This is a genomic window from Streptomyces sp. CC208A (genome assembly GCF_030010625.1).
In the GTDB taxonomy this organism is placed as follows: Bacteria; Actinomycetota; Actinomycetes; order Streptomycetales; family Streptomycetaceae; genus Streptomyces.
Genome location: NZ_JASCXN010000002.1, coordinates 110,830 through 129,908, shown reverse-complemented (window position 1 = coordinate 129,908; position 19,079 = coordinate 110,830). Strand labels below are relative to the sequence as shown.

The following is a 19,079-nucleotide window of genomic DNA, read 5'->3' as shown; positions in this document are numbered from 1 at the left end:
CGGACGCGGTCCGGGGCGGACCTCGCCGCCTCCGGAACCATTGAGTACCATCCGCTCAGACGGGCACGAGCTGGGAGGACACACGGTGGGGCGGCTGACCGGCGGGGATCCGTCGCTACTCCGGCGGATCAATTCCGCGGTGGTACTCCATGCGCTGCGCGGCTCCGACGCGCTGACGCTCACGGACCTGACCCGGATCACGGGCCTGTCCCGGCCGACCGTCGAGGGCGTCGTCGAGGGACTCATCGAAGGCGGTCTCGTCGTCGAGGCCGCGCCCGAGGAGGGCGAGACCCGGCGCCAGGGCCGGCCCGCCCGGAGGTTCCGCTTCCGCGCCGAGGCCGGTCATCTGCTCGGCATCGAGATCGGTCCGCACCGCGTCGCCGCCCTCCTCTCCGGTCTCGACGGCCGGATCATCGGCGCCGGCGCGCGCGAGGTGTCGGAGACCGCGCCCGAGGACGAACGCCTGGACAAGGTCCGCACGGTGGTCGCGGACGTCCTGCGGCGGGCCGGCGTACCCCGGTCGAACCTGCGGGCGGTCGGGGTCGGCACCCCCGGCATCGTCGAGGCCGACGGAACGGTCCGGCTCGGCACCGCGCTGCCCGGCTGGACCGGTCTCGCCCTCGGCGAGCGGCTGCGCCGCTCCTTCCGCTGCCCGGTGATCGTGGAGAACGACGCCAACGCGGCGGCCGTCGCCGAGCACTGGAAGGGTGCCGCGACCGACTCCGACGACATCGTCTTCGTCCTCGCCGGGCTGAGCCCCGGCGCCGGTTCGCTGATCGGCGGCCGGCTGCACCGCGGTTACGGCGGCGCGGCGGGCGAGATCGGCGCGCTGCACCTGCTGGGGCGCGGCGTGACGCCGGAGCACCTGCTGTCGACGACCGACGAACCGCTGCCCCCGCTGGACGAGCAGGCGGTGACGGAGGTCTTCGCGCTGGCGAAGAAGGGGGACGTACGGGCCCAGGCCGCCGTGGAGCGGTTCATCCAGCGGCTGGTGCACGACGTCGGCGCGCTCGTCCTCGCGCTCGACCCGGAGCTCGTGGTGGTCGGCGGCTGGGCGGCCGGCCTGGACGGGGTGCTGCAGCCGCTCCGCGAGGAACTGGCGCGCTTCTGTCTCCGCCCGCCGCGGGTGGTGCTCTCGCTGCTCGGCGAGGCGGCCGTGGGCACGGGCGCCCTGCGGCTCGCCCTCGACCACGTGGAGGAGCAGCTGTTCGCGGTCGAGGGCCGGGTGACGGGCCGGCGCCAGGGCTGACGCCCGGCCCCCTGGGGAGCCGGGTGCACCGGACCGGGTCGGATCCGGGTCAGGAGGCCATCGCCAGGTCGGCGGAGCCCCCGAAGGTGAGGCGGCAGGTGTCGGCGCGGTAGGTGGCGACGGAGACGGCCGCGGTACGGCCACCGGAGAGGTAACGGGTCGTCACGACCAGGACCGGCGAACCCGGCAGGCGGTCCAGCTCCTTGGCGTCCTCGGCCCGCGCGGAGCCCAGCTCCACCGAGCGGTCCTGGCCGTCGAGGGCGAGGTGCTGGAGCTCGCGCAGCACGGCGCGGGCACGGGCGGGTCCGGCGGGCGCGTCGTCGGCGGCGGGTCCCGCGACCGCGGAGGCGGGGACGTACAGCAGCTCGGCGGCGACGGCCTGGCCCTCGCCGATGCGCAGCCTGCGCACCAGGTGCACCTCCTCGCCGGCCGGCGTGTCCAGGAGACGCGCGACGGCGGCGGGCGCCGTGCCGAGGACGGAGTCCTGGGCCTCCCAGGCGTCGTCCCCGACGCCGGGCCACGCCTGCTGCGTGGTGGAGACGTCGACGCCGACGCGCGGCGGCGCGACCGTGGTGCCGACGCCCCGGCGGCGCTGGAGGCGTCCTTCCAGCTCCAGCTGCTCCAGGGCCTGGCGGAGCGTGGCCCTGGCGACGCCGAAGCGGGCCGCGAGCTCGCGCTCGTTGGGCAGGATCTCGCCGACCGCGAAGTCGGAGTCGAGAGCTTCGCCGATCACCGTCTTGAGGTGCTGGTACTTCGGTTCCTGCACCGATCCCAGCTGCGTGGTCCCCACCCTGTCCTCCGCAATTCGCCGTGTCCCGCGGCGTTTCCGCGCCCTTGTTTATTAAAGGTTCCTGCACTAACCCTGCGACCATAAGGCGAGCCCCCACCTTGGTCAAGACCAATCCTCGGCCGAACGCCCGGAATCATGACCCTCCGGTCTTGATCGTTCACAGGACGTTCGCACCGCCGTGGCTCTTGCCCCGTGACTACCGGCCGGTAATGCTTGCTGACGGAACGTCTACGAAGAGGGGCGAGGGAGCTTCCATGCCGGCACGGATCACGTTCGCGTTCGAGACCCCGCGGGGCCGCCGCACCGCCTCCCTGACGTACGAACGCCGGGGGGCGGGCGAGCCGTTGCTCCTGCTCCACGGGATCGGACACCACTGGCAGGCATGGGAGCCGGTCCTCGACGTCCTGACCGCCGAACGCGATGTCATCGCCGTGGACCTGCCCGGCTTCGGCGCGTCCGACGGGCTCCCGCCGGACTGCGCCTACGACCTGGCGACCGTCACGCCCGTGCTCTCCGCCTTCTGCGCCGCCGTCGGCGCCGAACGCCCGCACGTGGCGGGCAACTCGCTCGGCGGACTGCTCGCCCTCCAGCTCGGCCGCGAGAAGGCCGTCCGCTCGGTGACCGCGCTCTCCCCCGCCGGGTTCTGGTCGGAGAGCGAGCGCCGGTACGCCTTCGGCACCCTGCGGGCCATGCGCGGCGCGGCCCGGTCCCTGTCCGTCCCCCTCATCGGGCGGCTCTCCCGGACCGCGGCCGGCCGCACCGTCCTGACCAGCACGATCTACGCCCGGCCCGGCCGCCGTTCACCCGAGGCGGTGGTCGCCGAGACGCTCGCGCTGCGCGGGGCCACCGGCTTCCACCAGACCCTCGCCACGGGCCGGGACGCCCTCTTCCGCGACGACCTCCCGTCGCTACCGGTCACCGTCGCCTGGGGCACCCGGGACCGGCTGCTGCCGCCCCGTCAGGGTGTGCGTGCCAAACGGGCCCTCCCCGGCGCGCGGCTCGTGCGGCTGCCCGGCTGCGGCCACGTGCCGATGAACGACGACCCCGCGCTCGTCGCCCGCGTCATCCTCGACGGCAGCGCCGCCGGCTGAGCCCGCCGACCGCCGGACGGTCGGCAGACCGGTACCGGGCGCGGCTCCGGCTCCGGCTCCGGCTCCGGCTCCGGCTCCGGACAGGAGACCGCCCGGCGGTCGGGGTCCGCTTCCGGTGCGCCGTCGGGGACCACGTCGGGCGGGAGCGCCGGGTGGCGTACGCGCTCCGCTCCGGCCGGGGAAGGTCAGCGCACGTGCGCGGCGATGACGCGGGCGCAGTCGAGCGACTCGGTGTGCGTGGTGTCGACCTCCACGTCGTACGTCACGCCCTTGTGCACGGTCTCCGCCTGCAGGGCCGCCATGCCGGGGGCCCGGTCGCCGCGCGCGATCTCCCGGGCGGCGGCGGCCTCGGGGGCGCAGCGCACGCCCACCCACAGCACGTTCAGCCCTTCCAGGTGTCCGCGCAGGCGCTCCTGACCGGCCCGCCCGTCCAGGAAGACGTCGTCGATGATGACGTGGGCGCCCGCCCTCGCCATGGCGGCCACACCCTTCGTCCGGGCGGTCTCCACGGCACGCCAGTCGTCGCCGAGGACGACCTCTCCGCCCTGCCCGACGGAGACGCCCGACCCCGAGTCGAGCAGGGCGGGCGGCAGCCGGTCGATCAGGTCGTCCACGCCCATGTTGATCCACGGCTGCGGGAGGATCGCCTTGAGACAGCGGACGATGCCTGACTTTCCGGCACTGGAGCCGCCGTTCAACACGATGACGTCGGTGCTCACTGCGGGGACGCGCCTTTCGGAGGTCGGACGGGTGCGCTGCGCAGGGTACGGCGCGAGGGGTGGCGGGGGCGAAGGGATTTCGGAGCACGCTCCGCCGGAGGGCCGATCAGGGCACGGCCGGCGGGCCGATCAGGGCGCGACAGAAATAGTCCGAACCGGTCATAAATCCTCCAGATCGCCACTTAACCCGCCAGTCACAAAGCGTTCGTGATCACGCAACACCTCTGGGCCAGAGTGAGGCCATGACCGATGTGACGTCCTCGAAGAGCAGCCGCCGCCCCCACCACTGGCGGCACGACCTGATCGAACTCGCGGCCCTGTTCACCGCGGTGGTGGTGGCCGACACGATCGCCAAGACCATCGTCAAGGGGCCCGACGGCCCCTACCTCCTGGTGTTCTCGGCCATCGCGCTGATCGCCACCGCGGGCTTCCACACGTGGTGGGCACGGAGGCACAGCCATGCCCCGCCCGCGACGGCCACGCCCCCGGCCACGGTCCCGGCCGCGCAGGAAGCCGCCCCCGGTCCGGCCGAGACCGTGCTGTGGCGGATGAGGACCACCGTCGACGACGCTCCGGGCAGCCTGGCGGCGCTGTGCACGGTGCTCGCCCGGCTCGGCGTCGACATCCTCACCCTGCAGACGCATCCGCTGACCGAGGGCACGGTCGACGAGTTCCTGCTCCGTGCCCCGGCGGGTCTCGCCGCCGGGGACCTCGCCCGCGAGATCGGGAAGGCCGGCGGGCGCGACACCTGGACCGAGCGCGCCGACGCCCACGACCTGGTGGACACCCCGACGCGCGTCCTGGGGCTCGCCGCCCGCACCGCGCTCGACGCCGCCGAGCTTCCCCTGGCACTACGCCAGTTGCTCGGCCGGTGCACCCTGCACTCGGTGCCCGCGGTCTCCCTGACCGGCCGCCCGACCGGGGAGCAGACGCCCGTCGAGGGCGTCCTGGAGGAGACCGTGATGAAGCTGCGCGACCCCAGCGGGGGCACGCTGCTGATCGAGCGACCGTATCTGCCCTTCACCCCGACCGAGTTCGCCCGCGCCCGCGCCCTGGTCGAGCTCGACGCGCGGCTCGGTCCCCGGCTCCCCCGCGGCCGGGACGTGCTCACCCTGCCCGAGGGGAACGAGATCACGGTCCGCCGCGCCGACCAGCGCGACCTGCCGGCCGCCCGCGCCATGCACGACCGCTGCTCGGCGCGCACGCTGGGCCTGCGCTACCACGGGCCGGTCGGTGACGCCGACCGTTACCTCGGCCATCTGCTGAGCCCGCGGTTCGGCCGCACCCTCGCCGTGCAGACCGCCTCCGGGCGGCTCGTCGCCCTCGGGCACCTGCTGTGGGACGGCGACGAGACCGAGGTGGCGCTCCTGGTCGAGGACGACTGGCAGCGGCGCGGCATCGGCTCCGAACTCCTCGGCCGGCTCGTGGCCATGGCCGAGGAGGACGGGTGCGAGAGCGTCTACGCCGTGACCCAGGCGTCCAACACCGGCATGGTCGCGGCGATGCGGGCGCTCGGCCGTCCCCTCGACTACCAGATCGAGGAGGGGACGCTGGTCATCACCGCTCGGCTGGAGCCGGCACCGCGACGGGCCGAGCGGCCGCAGCAGCCGGCTCACCGGAGCGAGCGCTGAGCGCCTGGGTCAGGTCGCGCCACAGGTCCTCGACGTCCTCCAGACCCACCGACATCCGCAGCAGCCGGTCGCTGACGCCCGCGGCCCTGCGGTCGCCCTCGTGCACGATGCGGTGACTGATGGAGGCCGGGTGCTGGATCAGGGTGTCGACGCTGCCGAGGCTCACCGCCGGGGTGATCAGCCGGACGCCCGCGATCACCTCGTGCGGGTCGCCGTACACCTCGAAGGAGACCATCGCCCCGCCGATCGCCGGGTAGTGGACGCGGGCGATCCGCGGGTCGGCGCTCAGACGCCGTACCAGCTCCGCGGCGGTCGCCGACGCCGCCCTGACCCGAACCGGGAGGGTGGACAGGCCCCGGAGCAGGAGGTAGCCGGCGAGCGGGTGGAGCACGCCGCCGGTGGCGAAGCGGACACGGCGGAGCTCACGGGCGAACTCCTCGTCGCAGGCGACGACACCGCCCATGACGTCGCCGTGGCCGCCCAGGTACTTGGTGGCGCTGTGCAGCACGATCCGGGCGCCGAGGCCGGCCGGGCGCTGGAGGACCGGGGTGGCGAAGGTGTTGTCGACGAGGAGCGGGACCGTGCCGGCGGCCTGGGCGACGGCGCGGATGTCGACCTCGGCAAGGGTGGGGTTGGCCGGGGACTCGACCATCACGAGCCCCGTGTCCGGGCGGATCGCCTCGGCGACGCCCGCCGGATCGGTCCAGGTCACCTCGGTGCCGAGCAGTCCGGCGTCCAGGAGGTGGTCGCTGCACCCGTAGAGCGGGCGGACCGCGACGACGTGCCGCAGGCCCTGGCTCGCGCGGGCCAGCAGGACCGCGGTCAGGGCGGCCATGCCGCTCGCGAAGGCCACGGCGGCCTCGGTGCCCTCCAGGCGGGCCAGCGCCTCCTCGAAGCGGGCCACGGTGGGGTTGTCGAGCCGGGCGTAGACGGGCGGGCCTTCGAGGCGGGCGCCGGTGGCGGCGAACTCGTCGATGCGGGCGGCCTCCGCCCGGGCGTCGTACGAGGGGTAGGTGGTGGACAGGTCGAGCGGCGGGGCGTGCAGCCCGAGCGCGGCGAGGTCCTCGCGGCCGGCGTGCACGGCTTCGGTGGCGAGCGCCTTCGGGGTGGCCGAAGGGGCGTGATCCATGGCGTCCATGGCCCGCACTGTGAACGGATACCGGGAAGTAGCACCCGAAATCCGTGCTACGTTCGGCCGATGGCCGAATCTGTCGTACTGGACACGGTCGATCTGCACATTCTCCGCCTTCTGCAGAACGACGCCCGGACCACCTACCGCGAGCTCGCCGCCGAGGTCGGCGTCGCGCCCTCCACCTGTCTGGACCGGGTGACCCGGCTCCGTCGCACCGGTGTCGTCCTCGGGCACCAGCTACGACTGGATCCGGCCAAACTCGGCCGCGGTCTGGAGGCGTTGCTGCTCGTGCAGGTACGGCCCCACCGGCGGGAACTGATCGGTCCGTTCGTGGAGCGGATCCGGGCCCTGCCCGAGTCCCGGGCCCTGTTCCACCTCACGGGACCCGACGACTACCTCGTGCACGTGGCCGTCGCCGACCCCGCCGACCTGCAGCGACTCGTGCTCGACGAGTTCACCTCGCAGCGCGAGGTGGCGCGCGTCGAGACCCGGCTGATCTTCCAGCAGTGGGACTGCGGGCCCCTGATGCCGCCCGGTGCGGGGGCGTCCTTGTCGGCCGTGTGACATCGGCCGAGGGTGACGGGAGGCCGATCGAGGTACCAGGATGAGACACATGCCAGAGAGTTCCCGCAGCAAGCTGCCCCGCCAGGTCGCCGACGCGTACGTCGACGACCTCATCGCCCTCGACCCGATCACCGGCACCCACCTGGGAGTCCGGGAGAGCGCCGGCCGTCTTCCCGACTTCTCCCCCGCGGGCCAGGAGGCCGTGGCCGAGCTCGCCCGCAGGACCCTCGCCCTGCTCGACGAGGCCGAGCGGACCCCGGGCGCGGAGAGTGACGCCGAGCGGCGCTGCGCCCGCCTGCTCCGGGAGCGGCTCACGGCCGAACTGGCCGTCCACGACGCCGACGAGGGCCTGTGCGCGGTCAGCAACATGCGGTCGCCGGTGCACAGCATCCGGATCGTCTTCACCGTGATGCCCACCGACACCGAGGACGACTGGGCGGCCGTCGCCCAGCGGCTGCGGGCCGTGCCCGCCGCCCTGGAGGGGTACCGGGCCTCGCTCGCGCTCGGCCTGGAGCGCAAGCTCTTCGGCGGGCCGCGGGCCACCGCCACCTTCGTCGGGCAGCTCACCGACTGGGCGGGCGGCGAGGGCGAGCCGGGCTGGTTCGAGCAGTACGCCGCGGCCCGGCCCGACACGCTGCCCGAGGAGCTGCGCACGGAGCTCGCCGGGGCCGCGGCCGGGGCGAGCGCCGCCGTCGCCTCGCTGCGCGACTGGATGCGGGACGTGTACGCCCCCGCGATCGCCGACGCCCCCGACACCGTGGGCCGCGAGCGCTACCGCCGCTGGAGCCGCTACTTCAACGGCACCGACCTCGACCTCGACCAGGCGTACGCCTACGGCTGGGCCGAGTACCACCGGCTGCTCGGCGAGATGCGCACCGAGGCCGACCGGATCCTGCCCGGCTCCGACCCGTGGGAGGCCCTCGCCCACCTCGACGAGCACGGCACCCACATCGAGGGCGTCGACGAGGTCCGCGCCTGGCTCCAGGAGCTCATGGACGAGGCCATCGAGGCGCTCGACGGCACCCACTTCGAACTGGCCGAGCGGGTGCGGAAGGTGGAGTCCCGCATCGCGCCCGCGGGCGGCGCCGCCGCCCCGTACTACACGGGTCCCTCCGAGGACTTCTCGCGCCCGGGCCGCACCTGGCTGCCGGTGGACGGGCAGACCCGGTTCCCCGTCTACGACCTGGTGTCGACCTGGTACCACGAGGGCGTGCCCGGCCACCACCTGCAGATCGCGCAGTGGGTGCACGTCGCCGACAGCCTCTCCCGCTACCAGGCCACCATCGGCATGGTCAGCGCCAACGCGGAGGGCTGGGCGCTGTACGCGGAGCGGCTGATGGACGAGCTCGGCTTCCTGCCGGACGCGGAGCGGCGGCTCGGCTACCTGGACGCGCAGATGATGCGGGCCTGCCGGGTGATCGTGGACATCGGCATGCACCTGGGGCTCGACATCCCGGCGGACTCTCCGTTCCACCCGGGCGAGCGGTGGACGCCGGAGCTGGCGCAGGAGTTCTTCCAGCGGCACAGCAGCCGGCCGCCGGCGTTCGTGGAGAGCGAGCTGACGCGCTATCTGTCGATGCCGGGCCAGGCCATCGGCTACAAGCTGGGCGAGCGGGCGTGGCTGCTCGGCCGCGAGCGGGCCCGCGAGGCGCACGGCGAGGCCTTCGACGCGAAGCGCTGGCACATGGCGGCGCTGAGCCAGGGGCCGCTGGGCCTGGACGACCTCGTGGACGAGCTCTCCCGGCTCTGACGCCGTGTCACGGTGCGTTTCCCCGGCGGACGGCTTGATCCGCCGGGGAAACCCCTGTTGGCTCGGACCATGCACGACTACGTACCGGACGCCACCGACTGGCGGATCCTCGACGCCCTCCAGGCCCGGGGCCGGGCCAGCTACGCCGAACTCGCCCGCGCCGTCTCCATGTCGCCGTCGGCGGTGACCGAGCGGGTGCGCCGCCTGGAGGAGGCCGGGGTGATCACGGGGTACACCGCCGTGGTCGACCACGAGCGGCTGGGGCTCCCCATCCTGGCTTTCGTCCGGCTCCGTTATCCCACGGGCAACTACAAGCCGTTCCACGACCTGATCGCCGCCACGCCCGAGGTCCTGGAAGCGCACCACGTCACCGGGGACGACTGCTTCGTGATCAAGGTCGCCGCCCGGTCCATGCGGCACCTGGAGGAGATCTCAGGGAAGATCGGCGCGCTCGGTTCGGTGACGACCAGCGTCGTCTACTCCTCGCCGCTCCCCCGCCGTCCCGTCAGCCGCTGAATCCGTCGGCGGCCGGGTCCGTCAGTCGCCGAGTCCGTCGCCGCCCGCGCGGAGGCGGACGGCCGAGCCGTGGCGGGACTTGGTGACCTCCAGCTGGGCCGGGATCCGGCGGCGCAGGTCGGCGACGTGGCTGACGATGCCCACGCTCCGGTCCCGTTCGCGCAGCGAGTCCAGGACGTCGAGGACCTCGTCGAGGGTCTGGTCGTCGAGGCTGCCGAAGCCCTCGTCGATGAAGAGGGTGTCGAGGCGGACGCCGCCGGCCTCGTCGGTGACGACGTCGGCGAGGCCGAGGGCGAGGGCGAGCGAGGCGAAGAAGGTCTCGCCGCCCGAGAGGGTGGCGGTGTCGCGGGTGTGGCCGGTCCAGGCGTCGACGACGTGCAGGCCGAGGCCGCTGCGCCGGACTCCGCCGGCCCGCGCGTCGGAGTGGACGAGGGTGTAGCGGCCGGAGGACATGCGCCGGAGGCGGGCGGAGGCGGCCGCGGCGACCTGTTCGAGCCGGGCGGCGAGGACGTACGACTCCAGGCGCATCCGGCGTTCGTTCTCCGTGGAGGTGCCGGCGGTGAGTCCGGCGAGCCGTGCGACCCGGTCGTGGGCGGTACGCAGCGGCCCCAGGCGCCGTACCTCGGCCTCGGCCTGGCGGGCGAGGCCGGCGAGTCCCGCGGCGCGCTCGCGGGCGGCGGCGAGTCCGGCCGTGGCGGCCCGCAGGGCCCGCTCCGCGGCCTCGTGGGCGGCCTCGGCCCCGGCCGGGTCGGCGGGCGGGAGCGCGGCGGCCTCCTCGACGCCGGGTTCGGCGAGCCGGTCGGCGACGGCGGCGGCCTCTGCCTGCCAGGCGTCGAGACGGTCGCGGAGGGTGCGGCGCCCGTGTTCGTCGAGGAGGGCGGCGGCGGCCTCGGCGGGGGTGGAGAACCCTGCCTTGTAGGCGGCGTCGGCGAGTTGGGAGTCGGCCTTCTTGAGGCGGTCGACGGCGGTCTCCTCGGCGCGGGCGGCTCCGGCGGCCTCGGTCAGGAGGGCGATGCGCCGTTCCAGGCGGTCGGCGTGTTCGGCCACGGTGGCGAACGCGCCGCGCCCCCGGGCCAGTTCCTCGGCGAGCGCGGCCCGCTGCCGGTCGAGGGCTTCGCGGTGCGAGGTGCGGGCGGCGACGCGCCGTTCCGCCTCCTGTCGGGCGGCGGCCCGCTCCTCGTGCTCGCGCTCGGCGCGCGCCAGCGCCTCGCGGGCCGGGTGGCTGCGGGCGGCGAGGGCGTGCGCCTCGGCGTGACGGGCGGTCAGCTCCTCGGTCTCCTCGACGAGTTCGGCGACGGTGGGCTCATGGTTCGACTCATCGTGCTGCGTCCCTGACGGGGCCAGGGAGCGCACCTCCTCGCGGGCCGCGGCGAGCGCCTCGCGGGTGGCGACGCGTTCGCGTTCGGCGGCGCGGGCGGTCTCGTCGGCCTCCGTGTAGCGGGCGTAGGCGGCCTCCTCCGCGGCCCGGTCGACGTGGTCGGCGGTGGTGGGGGTGGGCGCGGGGTGGCTGGTGGAGCCGCAGACCTGGCAGGGGTCTCCGTCGGTGAGGGTGGCGGCGAGTTCGGCGGCGATGCCGCGCAGCCGGCGGGACTTGAGGTCGAGCCAGGTCTCGTGGGTGGCGTTGCGGTGCTCGCGGGCGGCCGCGTACCGCTCCTCGGCCTCGGCGAGGGTCCGGGCGAGGGTGTCGCGGCGGCGGGCGGCGGCGAGCCGGAGGCGGAGGGGTTCGAGCCGTCCGGCGAGCTGTTCGGCGCGGGCGGCGGCGTCCTGCGCGGTGTCGACGCGCTCCTTGAGCTCGGCACGGCGGCGTTCCCAGTCGGCGAGCCAGCCGGCCGCCTCCTGGAGGGCCTCCTCGTCGGCGCGGGCCTCACGCTCCAGGAGGGCGTGTTCCTCGGCGAGTTCGGCGGCGCGGTGCTCGGCGCGGCGGGCGGCGGCGAGTCCGCCGAGCTCCTCACGGAGCCGGTCCCCCAGGGCGGAGAGCTGTTCGGCCGGGGCGTCGGCGAGGTCGGGGGGCAGCGGGGAGCGGGCGGCGTCGCGGGCGGCGAGGGCGTCGGCGTGCTCGCGTTCGGCCTCCCGGCGCAGGGCGAGGGCGGGGGCGACCCGCTCGGCCGCGAGGGCGAGGTCGAGGGCGCGCCGGTCACGGTCGCGTTCGGGGATCCTGGCGGTGAGCGCCTCGCGGCGGCGCAGCGCCTCGGCGTGGCGGGCCTGGCGGGCGGCGAGGTCCCGGGCGTGCCCGGCGGCGGCGCGGGCACGGGCCTCGGCGTGCTCGGCGGCGGCGAGGCGTACGGCGGCGATGTCGACGGCCTCGCGGGCCTCGGTGCGGGCGACGGCACCCCAGCCGAGGACGGTGTCGGCGAGGCCGGGTTCGCCGGGCCTGCCGTCGACGGGGGTGCGGGCGGCGGGCAGTCCTTCGGCGGCCTGGGCCATGCGGTGGGCGAGGGCGAGGAGCCGGGTGTCGCCCTCCTCGACCTGGTGGGCGGCGAGGCGGCGCAGTTCGGCGAGGCGTTCCTCGACGGCGGCGAAGCGGCGGGTGTCGAAGAGGCGGCCGAGGAGCTTGCCGCGGGCCTCGGCGTCGGCGCGCAGGAAGCGGGCGAAGTCGCCCTGCGGGAGGAGGACGACCTGGCAGAACTGGTCGCGGCTCATCCCGAGGAGCTGGGTGACCTCCTCGCCGATCTCCTGGTGGGACCTGCTGAGCCCGGTCCACGCGCGCGTGGCGGGGTCGTACTCGCGCAGCGTGCTCTGCGCCTTCTCGGTGGTGAAGCCGCCGCCGCGCTTCTTGGGGCGGGGCTGGGCGGGCTTGCGCGTGATCTCCAGGCGGCGGCCGCCGACGGTCAGGTCGAGCAGCACCTCGGTGGGGGTGCCGGCCGGGGCGTGGTCGCTGCGGAGGGTGGTGCCGGGGGCCTGGCGGGCGCCGGGCACGCTCCCGTACAGGGCGAAGCAGACGGCGTCGAGGACGGAGGTCTTGCCGGCGCCGGTGGGGCCGTGGAGGAGGAAGAGTCCGGCGGAGGACAGGGCGTCGAAGTCGATGGTCTGGGTGGTCCCGAAGGGGCCGAAGGCGGTGATCTCCAGGCGGTGCAGCCTCATCGGCCCCCCTCGCGCTCGGTGGTGGCGGCGTCGACGCGGACGTCGTCGAAGGCGCCGTACAGGACGGCCCGTTCCGCCGTGTCGAGTCCGTCGCCGCGGACGTGGGCCACGAAGTCCTCGGCGATCTGCCGGTCGCTGCGGCCCCGGAGGCGCTGGGCGTAGGAGGCGAGGGAGTCGGTGTCGGCACGCTCGGGCTCGAAGACGAGGCTGAGGGTGTGCGGGAAGCGTTCGGCGAGCCGGGCCATGGGGTCGTGCGGCCGTACGGCGTCGGTGAGGGTGGCCTCGACCCAGGAGTCCCGGTGCCGGTCGTGCGCCGGGTCGGCGAGCAGGTCGTCGAGGCGGCCCCTGAGCCGGGCGAGGGGGCGGGGCACCGGGCAGTCGACGCGCTCGGCGGCGGTGACCTCGCCGTCCGCGCCGAGGTCGATCAGCCACATGGTCTTGCGGTGGTCGGCCTCGGAGAAGGAGTAGGCGAGCGGCGAGCCGGAGTACCGGACGCGCGGGGTGAGGGTCTGGGCGCCGTGCAGATGGCCGAGGGCCACGTAGTCGACGCCGTCGAAGACGCCGGCGGGGACGGCGGCGACGCCGCCGACGGTGATGTCGCGCTCGCTGTCGCTGGGCGCGCCGCCGGCGACGAAGGCGTGCGCGAGGACGACGGAGCGGGTGCCGGGGGGCCGGGCCGCGAGGTCCTCCCTGACCCGGTCCATGGCGGCGCCGAGCACTGCCTCGTGACCGGACCTCGCCGCGCCGAGCTGTTCCCGTACGAGGGCGGGCTCCAGGTACGGCAGGCCGTAGAGGGCGACCTCGCCGTGGGCGTCGGTGAGGACGACGGGGGTGCCGATGCCGGCCGGGTCGGTCCGCAGGTGGATGCCGGCGCGGCCGAGGAGTCCGGCGCCGACGCCGAGTCGGCGGGCGGAGTCGTGGTTGCCGGAGATCATGACGGTGGGCACGCCGGCCTCGGCGAGGCGGTGCAGGGCGCGGTCGAAGAGCTCGACGGCGGGGAGCGGCGGCACGGCACGGTCGTACACGTCGCCTGCGACGAGGACGGCGTCCACCTCGCGGTCGCGCACGGTGGCGACGAGGTGGTCGAGGAAGGCGGCCTGGGCCTTGAGCAGGCCGACGCGGTGGAAGGATCGACCGAGGTGCCAGTCCGAGGTGTGCAGGAACCTCACGTCGTCGCCCCACCCCGCATGCGCGTGCCGCCCCTCGTCCCTGCTTCTCGAAATTCTGGATCCAAAATCCTGGATCTCGGATCCTGGATCCTGGATTTTGGATCCAGGAGGTCCGCCTCGGATTGTGGATCCGGCGCGTCCACCACGCTACCCCGGCGGACCCGTGTCAGGCGTCGCCGTACGCCTCGCCGCCGAGTTCCACGGTGGCCGTGCCGGCCGTCGCGTCGGCGAGCCAGGTGCGGAAGGCGGGCACGTCGGCGTCCGGGAGGCCGATCTCGATGGTGACGGCGTCGGCGTACCGCACCTCCCGCACGGCGCGGCCGGTGGACCGCAGGTCGTTCTCCAGCTTTCCGGCCCGCTGGTGGTCGACGGTGACGGTGGCGAGCCGGTACCGCTGCCGGGTGATGGTGCCGAGCGCGTCGAGGGCTTCGCCGACGACCCCGCCGTAGGCGCGGATGAGGCCGCCCGCGCCGAGTTTGACGCCCCCGTAGTAGCGGGTGACGACGGCGACGACGTACCGCATGTCGCGGCGCAGCAGCATCTGGAGCATGGGGACGCCGGCGGTGCCGCCGGGTTCTCCGTCGTCGCTCGCCTTCTGGACGGAGGCATCGGCGCCGAGCACGTAGGCGTAGCAGTTGTGGGTGGCCGTCGGATGTTCCCGGCGGATCCGCGCCACGAACTCCTGCGCCTCGCGTTCGTCGGCGACCGGTGCGAGCGCGCAGAGGAAACGCGAACGGTTGATCTCGGTCTCGTGGACACCCTCGCGTGCCGGCGTGCGGTACTGCTCCTGCATTCGGCCAGCCTACGCGCCGGGCGCCTCGCGCTCCGCGCCGCCCGGGCCGGCCGGCTCCGCCACGGCCCGGGAGGAACCGGGTGCGTCGGGGATACCGGCGTACGGGAGGGCGCGCAGGGCGAGTGCCCAGCCGAGGCGCGCCTCGCCGGACTCGCTGGAGCGGCCGGTGAGTTCGGCGACGCGGCCGATGCGGTTGAGCACGGTGTTGCGGTGGCAGTAGAGGAGTTCGGCGGCGCGGGAGGCGGAGCAGCCCTGGTCGAGCCAGACGCGGAGGGTGGTCAGGAGCGCGGTGCGTTCGCCGCCGGTGGCGAGGACGGGGCCGAGGTGGACGGTGACGATCCGCTCGGCGATGTCGGGGCGGCCGCTGAGCAGGACCTCGGTGAGGCGGGCGTCGAAGACGGCGGCCTCACCGCTTCCGGCGGGGAGGGTACGGAGGGTCTGCTCGGCGAGCCGGAGGGCGCGGCCGGCCTGGGAGAGGCGGGCGAACTCGGGCGAGACGCCGGCGGTGGCGCCGGTGCGTTCGCGCAGCGCGTCGAGGAGCCGGAGCAGGGCCGGGTCGGGCCGGGCGCCGGGCGGCGGGGTCCGGCCGGCGGACGTGTCACGGCGCGGGAGGCGGACGATGCCGGCGTACCGCCCGGAGCGCGGGTGCCAGAACGACCACAGCCCCTGGGCCTCGAGGACGGGCGCGGGGTGGGGCGGGGCCGCCGGGTCCTGGGTGGCGACCACGACGACGTACCGGTCCTGGGCGGGCACCCCCAGGGCGGCGGCCGCGGCGGACGCGACGGCGGGGTCGTCGGCGCGGCCGTCGAGCAGCGCCTCGAAGAGCGCGGCGCGGCGGGTGTCCTGCCGGTTCTGGAGCTCCAGCTGGGCGAGGCGGTACGCGTCGGCCATCGCGACGGAGTAGCGGTCGATGGTCTCCCAGACGGCGCCGGCGACGTCGAGCTCCAGGTCGCGGCTGTCCGCTGCGCGGCCGGCCCGGCCGCGCAGGTGCTCGGCCATGACCTGCCACAGGACCCGCCCGCCGCGCCGGTACGCCTGGAGGACGGTGTCCAGCGGGACGCCCTGTTCGGCGCGGCGGCGGCCGGTCTCGCGGGCCGCGCCCTCGAAGTCGCCGACGGTCGGGGCGAGGCCGCCGAAGTCCTCCAGGGCGCGCAGCATGTTGTCGCGGCAGACCGCCCACAGGTCCTGGCGGGTGACGGGGTCGCCGGAGGCGTAGGTGCCGGAGTGGGCGCGGATGTCGTCGACGGCCCGGTCGGTGAGCCGGTCGACGTCGGCGAGCAGCGCGGCGGCGAGGGAGCGGCGCAGCGCGGCGGAGGAGCGGTCCGGCGGGGGCTGGGACGAGGGGTGGGGGGCGCCGGGCGGGCTTGGCGTCATGGCTCGCACCGTAGCGCCGCTCTTTGGCGATTGCCACGCCCCGGCGGCGGCCGAGGGGCCGGTGCCCAGGCCGAGGGCGTACATGGTGGGCGTCTGCACATGGTGTCGCGCCGTCTCCACGGACGATTCTGTGCCATGTCACGGAAGGCGGTGTCACGGAAGGTCGTGTCACGGAAGGTCGGCACCGCGGTCACCACCATGTCCCTGGAGCGTGTCATGTCACTGAGCGTCGCCGGCGTGCTGGGCGAGTCCGCCCGCCACTTCCCCGACCGGATCGCCGTCGTCGAGGGCGCGGGCCGGTCCACCTACCGCGAGCTGTGGGACGCGGCGCTGCGCTGCGCCGCCGGGCTGCGGGAGGCGGGGGTGAAGCCGGGCGACCGGGTGGCGGTGCTGCTGCCCAACACCGCCGAGTTCCTGCGCGTCTACTACGGGGCGCTCGCCGTCGGCGCCACCGTCGTCCCGGTGCACGCGCTGCTCGTCGCCGACGAGGTCCGTTTCGTCCTGGAGCACAGCGGCGCGGTCGCGATCGTGAGCGGCGGCCCGCTGTGGGAGGTCGCCGAGGAGGCGGCGCGGGCGGCCGGCGTACGGGCCTTCCGGGGTGCGCCGTCGGCACCGGAGCCGCTGGCCGCCGCGGAGCCGGCCGAGCCGTCGGACACGGCGGTGATCCTCTACACGAGCGGCACCACGGGGCGCCCCAAGGGCGCCCGTCTGACCCACCTCAACATCGTCATGAACGCGGCCGTGACCTCGCAGGACCTGCTCGGTCTCGGCGCGGACGACGTCGTCCTCGGCTGTCTGCCGCTGTTCCACAGCTACGGGCAGACGTGCGCGATGAACGGGACGCTGCGGCAGGGCGCGACGCTGGTCCTGATGCCCAGGTTCAGCGGGCCCGCGGCCCTGGAGGCGCTCGCCGACGAGGGCGTCACGGTGTTCATGGGCGTGCCGACGATGTACCACGCCCTGGTGGAGGCGGCGGCCGTCTCGGAGCGGCGGCCCGGGGCTCTGCGGGCGGCGGTCTCCGGCGGGGCGGCGCTGCCGCTCGCCGTCCTTGAGCGCTTCGAGGAGACCTTCCGGACGCCGGTCCTGGAGGGGTACGGACTGACGGAGACCTCGCCGGTGGCGACGTTCAACCAGCCGCACCTCGGGCGCCGCCCGGGCACGGTGGGGCACCCGGTCTGGGGCGTCGAGGTCGCGGTGGCCGACGCGGCGCTCGACGGCGAGGTCCGGCTGCTGCCGGACGGCGAGGTCGGCGAGGTGGTGGTGCGGGGGCACAACGTGTTCGCCGGCTACCTCGACGATCCGGAGGCGACGGCCGCCGCGGTCGTGGACGGCTGGTTCCGCACGGGCGATCTGGGCGCGCGGGACGAGGACGGTTTCCTGCGGATCGTGGACCGGAAGAAGGACCTGGTCATCCGGGGCGGTTTCAACATCTATCCGCGCGAGGTCGAGGAGGTCCTGGTCCGTCACCCCGCGGTCTCCGAGGTCGCCGTGATCGGCGTGCCCGACGAGGCGAAGGGCGAGGAGGTGTGCGCGGTGGTGGTACGCCGGGACGGCGCCGTCCCCGTGACGGAGGACGCACTCGTCGACTGGGCGCGGGAACGGCTCGGCCGCCACAAGTACCCGCGCGTCGTCCGTTTCGTCGACGCGCTGCCCCTCGGTCCGACGGGCAAGGTCCTCAAGCGCGCCCTGGTGGCACCCGTCGCGGAAGGGGCGCGGCCGTGACGGAGCGGAAAGCAGATGCGCCCGAGGCCGCCCTCGTCGCCGGGCGGGTGCGCGGTGTGCGCGTACGGGAGGGGGTGGCCGGCTTCCTCGGTGTGCCGTACGCGCGGGCGCCGTTCGGGGAGCTGCGGTTCCGGGCGCCGGAGCCGGTGGAGCCGTGGGAGGGGGTGCGGAAGGCGACGGAGTTCGGTCCGACCGCGCCGAAGCGGCCCTACGCGCCGCCGCTGGACGCGCTGTTGCCGGACCCTGCGGTCGACGGCGACGACTGCCTGAACGTCAACATCTGGGCGCCCTGGGGTCCTTCGGGTCCGGCCGCCGGTCCGGACGGCGCCGGCCGGCCGGTGATGGTGTGGATCCACGGGGGCTCGCTCCTCCACGGTTCGAACGCCGTGCCCGTCTACGACGGGACCGCGTTCGCGCGCGACGGCGTGGTCCTCGTCTCCGTCAACTACCGGCTGGGGATCGAGGGGTTCGGGGTCTTCCCCGACGCGCCCGCCGATCTCGGCCTGCGCGACCAGATCGCCGCGCTCCGATGGGTGCGGGAGAACGTCGCGGCCTTCGGCGGCGATCCGGAGCGGGTGACGGTCTTCGGGGAGTCGGCGGGCGCGATCTCGATCGCGGCGCTGCTCGCCTCGCCGCTCGCGCGCGGGCTCTTCCGGCGGGCCGTGGTCCAGAGCGGGGCGCCGATGGCGGTGCCGCTCGGGCGGGCGCGGCGGACGACGGAGGCGGTGGCCCGGCGGCTGGGGGTCCCGGCGACGGCGGAGGCGTTCGCGGCCGTGGACCGGGAGCGGCTGCTCACGGCGCAGACGGAGGTGACGGCGAAGGGCTCGCCGCTGACGGGCGGCGGGCACGCGTTCCGGATCGTGGTGGACGGCGAGGTGCTGCCGCGCGATCCGGCGGAGGCGCTTGCGGCCGGGGAGTCCGCCGGGGTGGACCTGCTGCTGGGGACGACGACGGAGGAGTACCGGCTCTGGTTCGTGCCGAACGGGCTCGTGGAGCGGCTGTCGCCGCTGATGCTGCGGGCGGCGCTGTGGAGGACGCGGGTGCCGTCGCGTACCGCCCGGGTCTACCGGGCCAACCGGCCGCAGGCGCGGCCCGGCGAGGTCCTGGGGGCGCTCGCCACCGACAAGCTGCTGCGGGTGCCGCTCAACCGGATCGCCGACGCGCGGCTGCGGTCGGGGGCGGCGGGACGCACGTACCTGTACGAGTTCGGCTGGCCGTCGCCGGTGCTCGGCCTCGGCGCCTGCCACGCGCTGGAGCTCGGGTTCGTCTTCGACACCCTGGACACGCCGGAGGCGGAGGCGATGACGGGTCCGGACGCTCCGCGCGATCTGGCGGCGGCGATGCACGCGGCCTGGGTGGCCTTCGCGGCGGAGGGCGATCCCGGGTGGCGGGCGTGGGACGCGGAACGCCCTGTGATGGCCTTCGGTCCCGGCCGTCCGTCCCTGGTCCTGGCCCCTCGGGAGGACGAGCGGCGCGCCTGGGAGGTCTGATCCGGCCG

At 75.1% G+C, this 19,079-nt stretch carries 15 protein-coding genes; 8 read left to right on the top strand and 7 right to left on the bottom strand.

What is annotated here, in order from left to right:
- Positions 1 to 85 precede the first annotated feature (85 nt).
- The gene (locus tag QK442_RS02840; protein WP_282692164.1) at positions 86 to 1,249 is read left to right on the top strand and encodes an ROK family transcriptional regulator; all 1,164 of its coding nucleotides are present in this window, start codon (positions 86 to 88) and stop codon (positions 1,247 to 1,249) included.
- A gap of 49 nt (positions 1,250 to 1,298) precedes the next feature.
- Here the strand turns inward: QK442_RS02840 and QK442_RS02835 are convergent, their stop codons facing one another.
- On the bottom strand, positions 1,299 to 2,039 hold the full coding sequence (locus tag QK442_RS02835; protein ID WP_282692163.1) for a GntR family transcriptional regulator: 741 nt from the start codon (positions 2,037 to 2,039) through the stop codon (positions 1,299 to 1,301).
- A 254-nt stretch (positions 2,040 to 2,293) separates the two neighbouring features.
- Between QK442_RS02835 and QK442_RS02830 the strand changes: the two genes are divergently transcribed.
- Entirely contained in the window at positions 2,294 to 3,130 is an 837-nt protein-coding gene (locus QK442_RS02830; protein ID WP_282692162.1) for an alpha/beta fold hydrolase, read from the top strand.
- 185 nt (positions 3,131 to 3,315) lie between these two features.
- Here the strand turns inward: QK442_RS02830 and cpt are convergent, their stop codons facing one another.
- Positions 3,316 to 3,849, bottom strand: coding sequence for a chloramphenicol phosphotransferase CPT (gene cpt / locus QK442_RS02825; RefSeq protein ID WP_282692161.1), 534 nt, complete (start codon positions 3,847 to 3,849; stop codon positions 3,316 to 3,318).
- Positions 3,850 to 4,091: 242 nt separating this feature from the next.
- Here cpt and QK442_RS02820 point away from each other — a divergent pair, with 242 nt between their 5' ends.
- Complete coding sequence (locus QK442_RS02820; protein WP_282692160.1) at positions 4,092 to 5,480, top strand: GNAT family N-acetyltransferase; 1,389 nt, start codon at positions 4,092 to 4,094, stop codon at positions 5,478 to 5,480.
- On the opposite strand, the gene QK442_RS02815 is transcribed toward QK442_RS02820, so the two are convergent.
- Positions 5,407 to 6,618 carry a PLP-dependent transferase gene (locus tag QK442_RS02815; protein ID WP_282692159.1) on the bottom strand — a complete coding sequence of 404 codons (1,212 nt, stop codon included), beginning with the start codon at positions 6,616 to 6,618 and terminating at the stop codon, positions 5,407 to 5,409. The genes QK442_RS02820 and QK442_RS02815 overlap by 74 nt on opposite strands.
- Positions 6,619 to 6,678: 60 nt before the next feature.
- On the opposite strand from QK442_RS02815, the gene QK442_RS02810 reads away from it, so the two are divergent.
- The 3 genes from QK442_RS02810 to QK442_RS02800 all read left to right on the top strand — a co-directional run bounded on the left by QK442_RS02810 (position 6,679) and on the right by QK442_RS02800 (position 9,442).
- Positions 6,679 to 7,176 (top strand): Lrp/AsnC family transcriptional regulator, encoded by a 498-nt coding sequence (locus QK442_RS02810; RefSeq protein WP_282692158.1) that lies wholly within the window; start codon positions 6,679 to 6,681, stop codon positions 7,174 to 7,176.
- A 49-nt stretch (positions 7,177 to 7,225) separates the two neighbouring features.
- Positions 7,226 to 8,926, top strand: a complete 1,701-nt coding sequence (locus QK442_RS02805) for a DUF885 domain-containing protein (protein WP_282692157.1) — start codon at positions 7,226 to 7,228, stop codon at positions 8,924 to 8,926.
- A 69-nt stretch (positions 8,927 to 8,995) separates the two neighbouring features.
- Positions 8,996 to 9,442, top strand: a complete 447-nt coding sequence (locus tag QK442_RS02800) for an Lrp/AsnC family transcriptional regulator (protein ID WP_282692156.1) — start codon at positions 8,996 to 8,998, stop codon at positions 9,440 to 9,442.
- A 21-nt stretch (positions 9,443 to 9,463) separates the two neighbouring features.
- On the opposite strand, the gene QK442_RS02795 is transcribed toward QK442_RS02800, so the two are convergent.
- The 4 genes from QK442_RS02795 to QK442_RS02780 form a co-directional block, all read right to left on the bottom strand.
- Entirely contained in the window at positions 9,464 to 12,523 is a 3,060-nt protein-coding gene (locus QK442_RS02795; RefSeq protein WP_282692155.1) for an SMC family ATPase, read from the bottom strand.
- The gene (locus QK442_RS02790) at positions 12,520 to 13,692 is read right to left on the bottom strand and encodes an exonuclease SbcCD subunit D (RefSeq protein WP_282692154.1); all 1,173 of its coding nucleotides are present in this window, start codon (positions 13,690 to 13,692) and stop codon (positions 12,520 to 12,522) included. The genes QK442_RS02795 and QK442_RS02790 overlap by 4 nt, the downstream gene beginning before the upstream one ends.
- A gap of 166 nt (positions 13,693 to 13,858) precedes the next feature.
- Positions 13,859 to 14,485 carry a YigZ family protein gene (locus tag QK442_RS02785; RefSeq protein WP_282692153.1) on the bottom strand — a complete coding sequence of 209 codons (627 nt, stop codon included), beginning with the start codon at positions 14,483 to 14,485 and terminating at the stop codon, positions 13,859 to 13,861.
- A 9-nt stretch (positions 14,486 to 14,494) separates the two neighbouring features.
- Positions 14,495 to 15,859: a helix-turn-helix domain-containing protein gene (locus QK442_RS02780; RefSeq protein WP_282692152.1), complete on the bottom strand. Its 1,365-nt coding sequence runs from the start codon at positions 15,857 to 15,859 to the stop codon at positions 14,495 to 14,497.
- 216 nt (positions 15,860 to 16,075) lie between these two features.
- Here QK442_RS02780 and QK442_RS02775 point away from each other — a divergent pair, with 216 nt between their 5' ends.
- Both QK442_RS02775 and QK442_RS02770 read left to right on the top strand, forming a co-directional pair.
- The gene (locus QK442_RS02775; protein ID WP_282692450.1) at positions 16,076 to 17,581 is read left to right on the top strand and encodes a long-chain fatty acid--CoA ligase; all 1,506 of its coding nucleotides are present in this window, start codon (positions 16,076 to 16,078) and stop codon (positions 17,579 to 17,581) included.
- Entirely contained in the window at positions 17,578 to 19,071 is a 1,494-nt protein-coding gene (locus QK442_RS02770; protein WP_282692151.1) for a carboxylesterase family protein, read from the top strand. Before QK442_RS02775 ends, QK442_RS02770 begins: the two co-directional genes overlap by 4 nt.
- The last annotated feature ends 8 nt before the right edge of the window (positions 19,072 to 19,079 follow it).

What these genes read in the sequence shown, in the direction of transcription:
- QK442_RS02805 (WP_282692157.1), top strand. Translation starts at nt 7,226, where the DNA reads ATGCCAGAGAGTTCCCGCAGCAAGCTGCCCCGCCAGGTCGCCGACGCG.
- QK442_RS02785 (WP_282692153.1), bottom strand. Translation starts at nt 14,485, where the DNA reads ATGCAGGAGCAGTACCGCACGCCGGCACGCGAGGGTGTCCACGAGACC.
- QK442_RS02800 (WP_282692156.1), top strand. Translation starts at nt 8,996, where the DNA reads ATGCACGACTACGTACCGGACGCCACCGACTGGCGGATCCTCGACGCC.
- QK442_RS02815 (WP_282692159.1), bottom strand. Translation starts at nt 6,618, where the DNA reads ATGGACGCCATGGATCACGCCCCTTCGGCCACCCCGAAGGCGCTCGCC.
- QK442_RS02830 (WP_282692162.1), top strand. Translation starts at nt 2,294, where the DNA reads ATGCCGGCACGGATCACGTTCGCGTTCGAGACCCCGCGGGGCCGCCGC.
- QK442_RS02780 (WP_282692152.1), bottom strand. Translation starts at nt 15,859, where the DNA reads ATGACGCCAAGCCCGCCCGGCGCCCCCCACCCCTCGTCCCAGCCCCCG.
- QK442_RS02795 (WP_282692155.1), bottom strand. Translation starts at nt 12,523, where the DNA reads ATGAGGCTGCACCGCCTGGAGATCACCGCCTTCGGCCCCTTCGGGACC.
- QK442_RS02775 (WP_282692450.1), top strand. Translation starts at nt 16,076, where the DNA reads ATGTCACTGAGCGTCGCCGGCGTGCTGGGCGAGTCCGCCCGCCACTTC.
- QK442_RS02820 (WP_282692160.1), top strand. Translation starts at nt 4,092, where the DNA reads ATGACCGATGTGACGTCCTCGAAGAGCAGCCGCCGCCCCCACCACTGG.
- QK442_RS02810 (WP_282692158.1), top strand. Translation starts at nt 6,679, where the DNA reads ATGGCCGAATCTGTCGTACTGGACACGGTCGATCTGCACATTCTCCGC.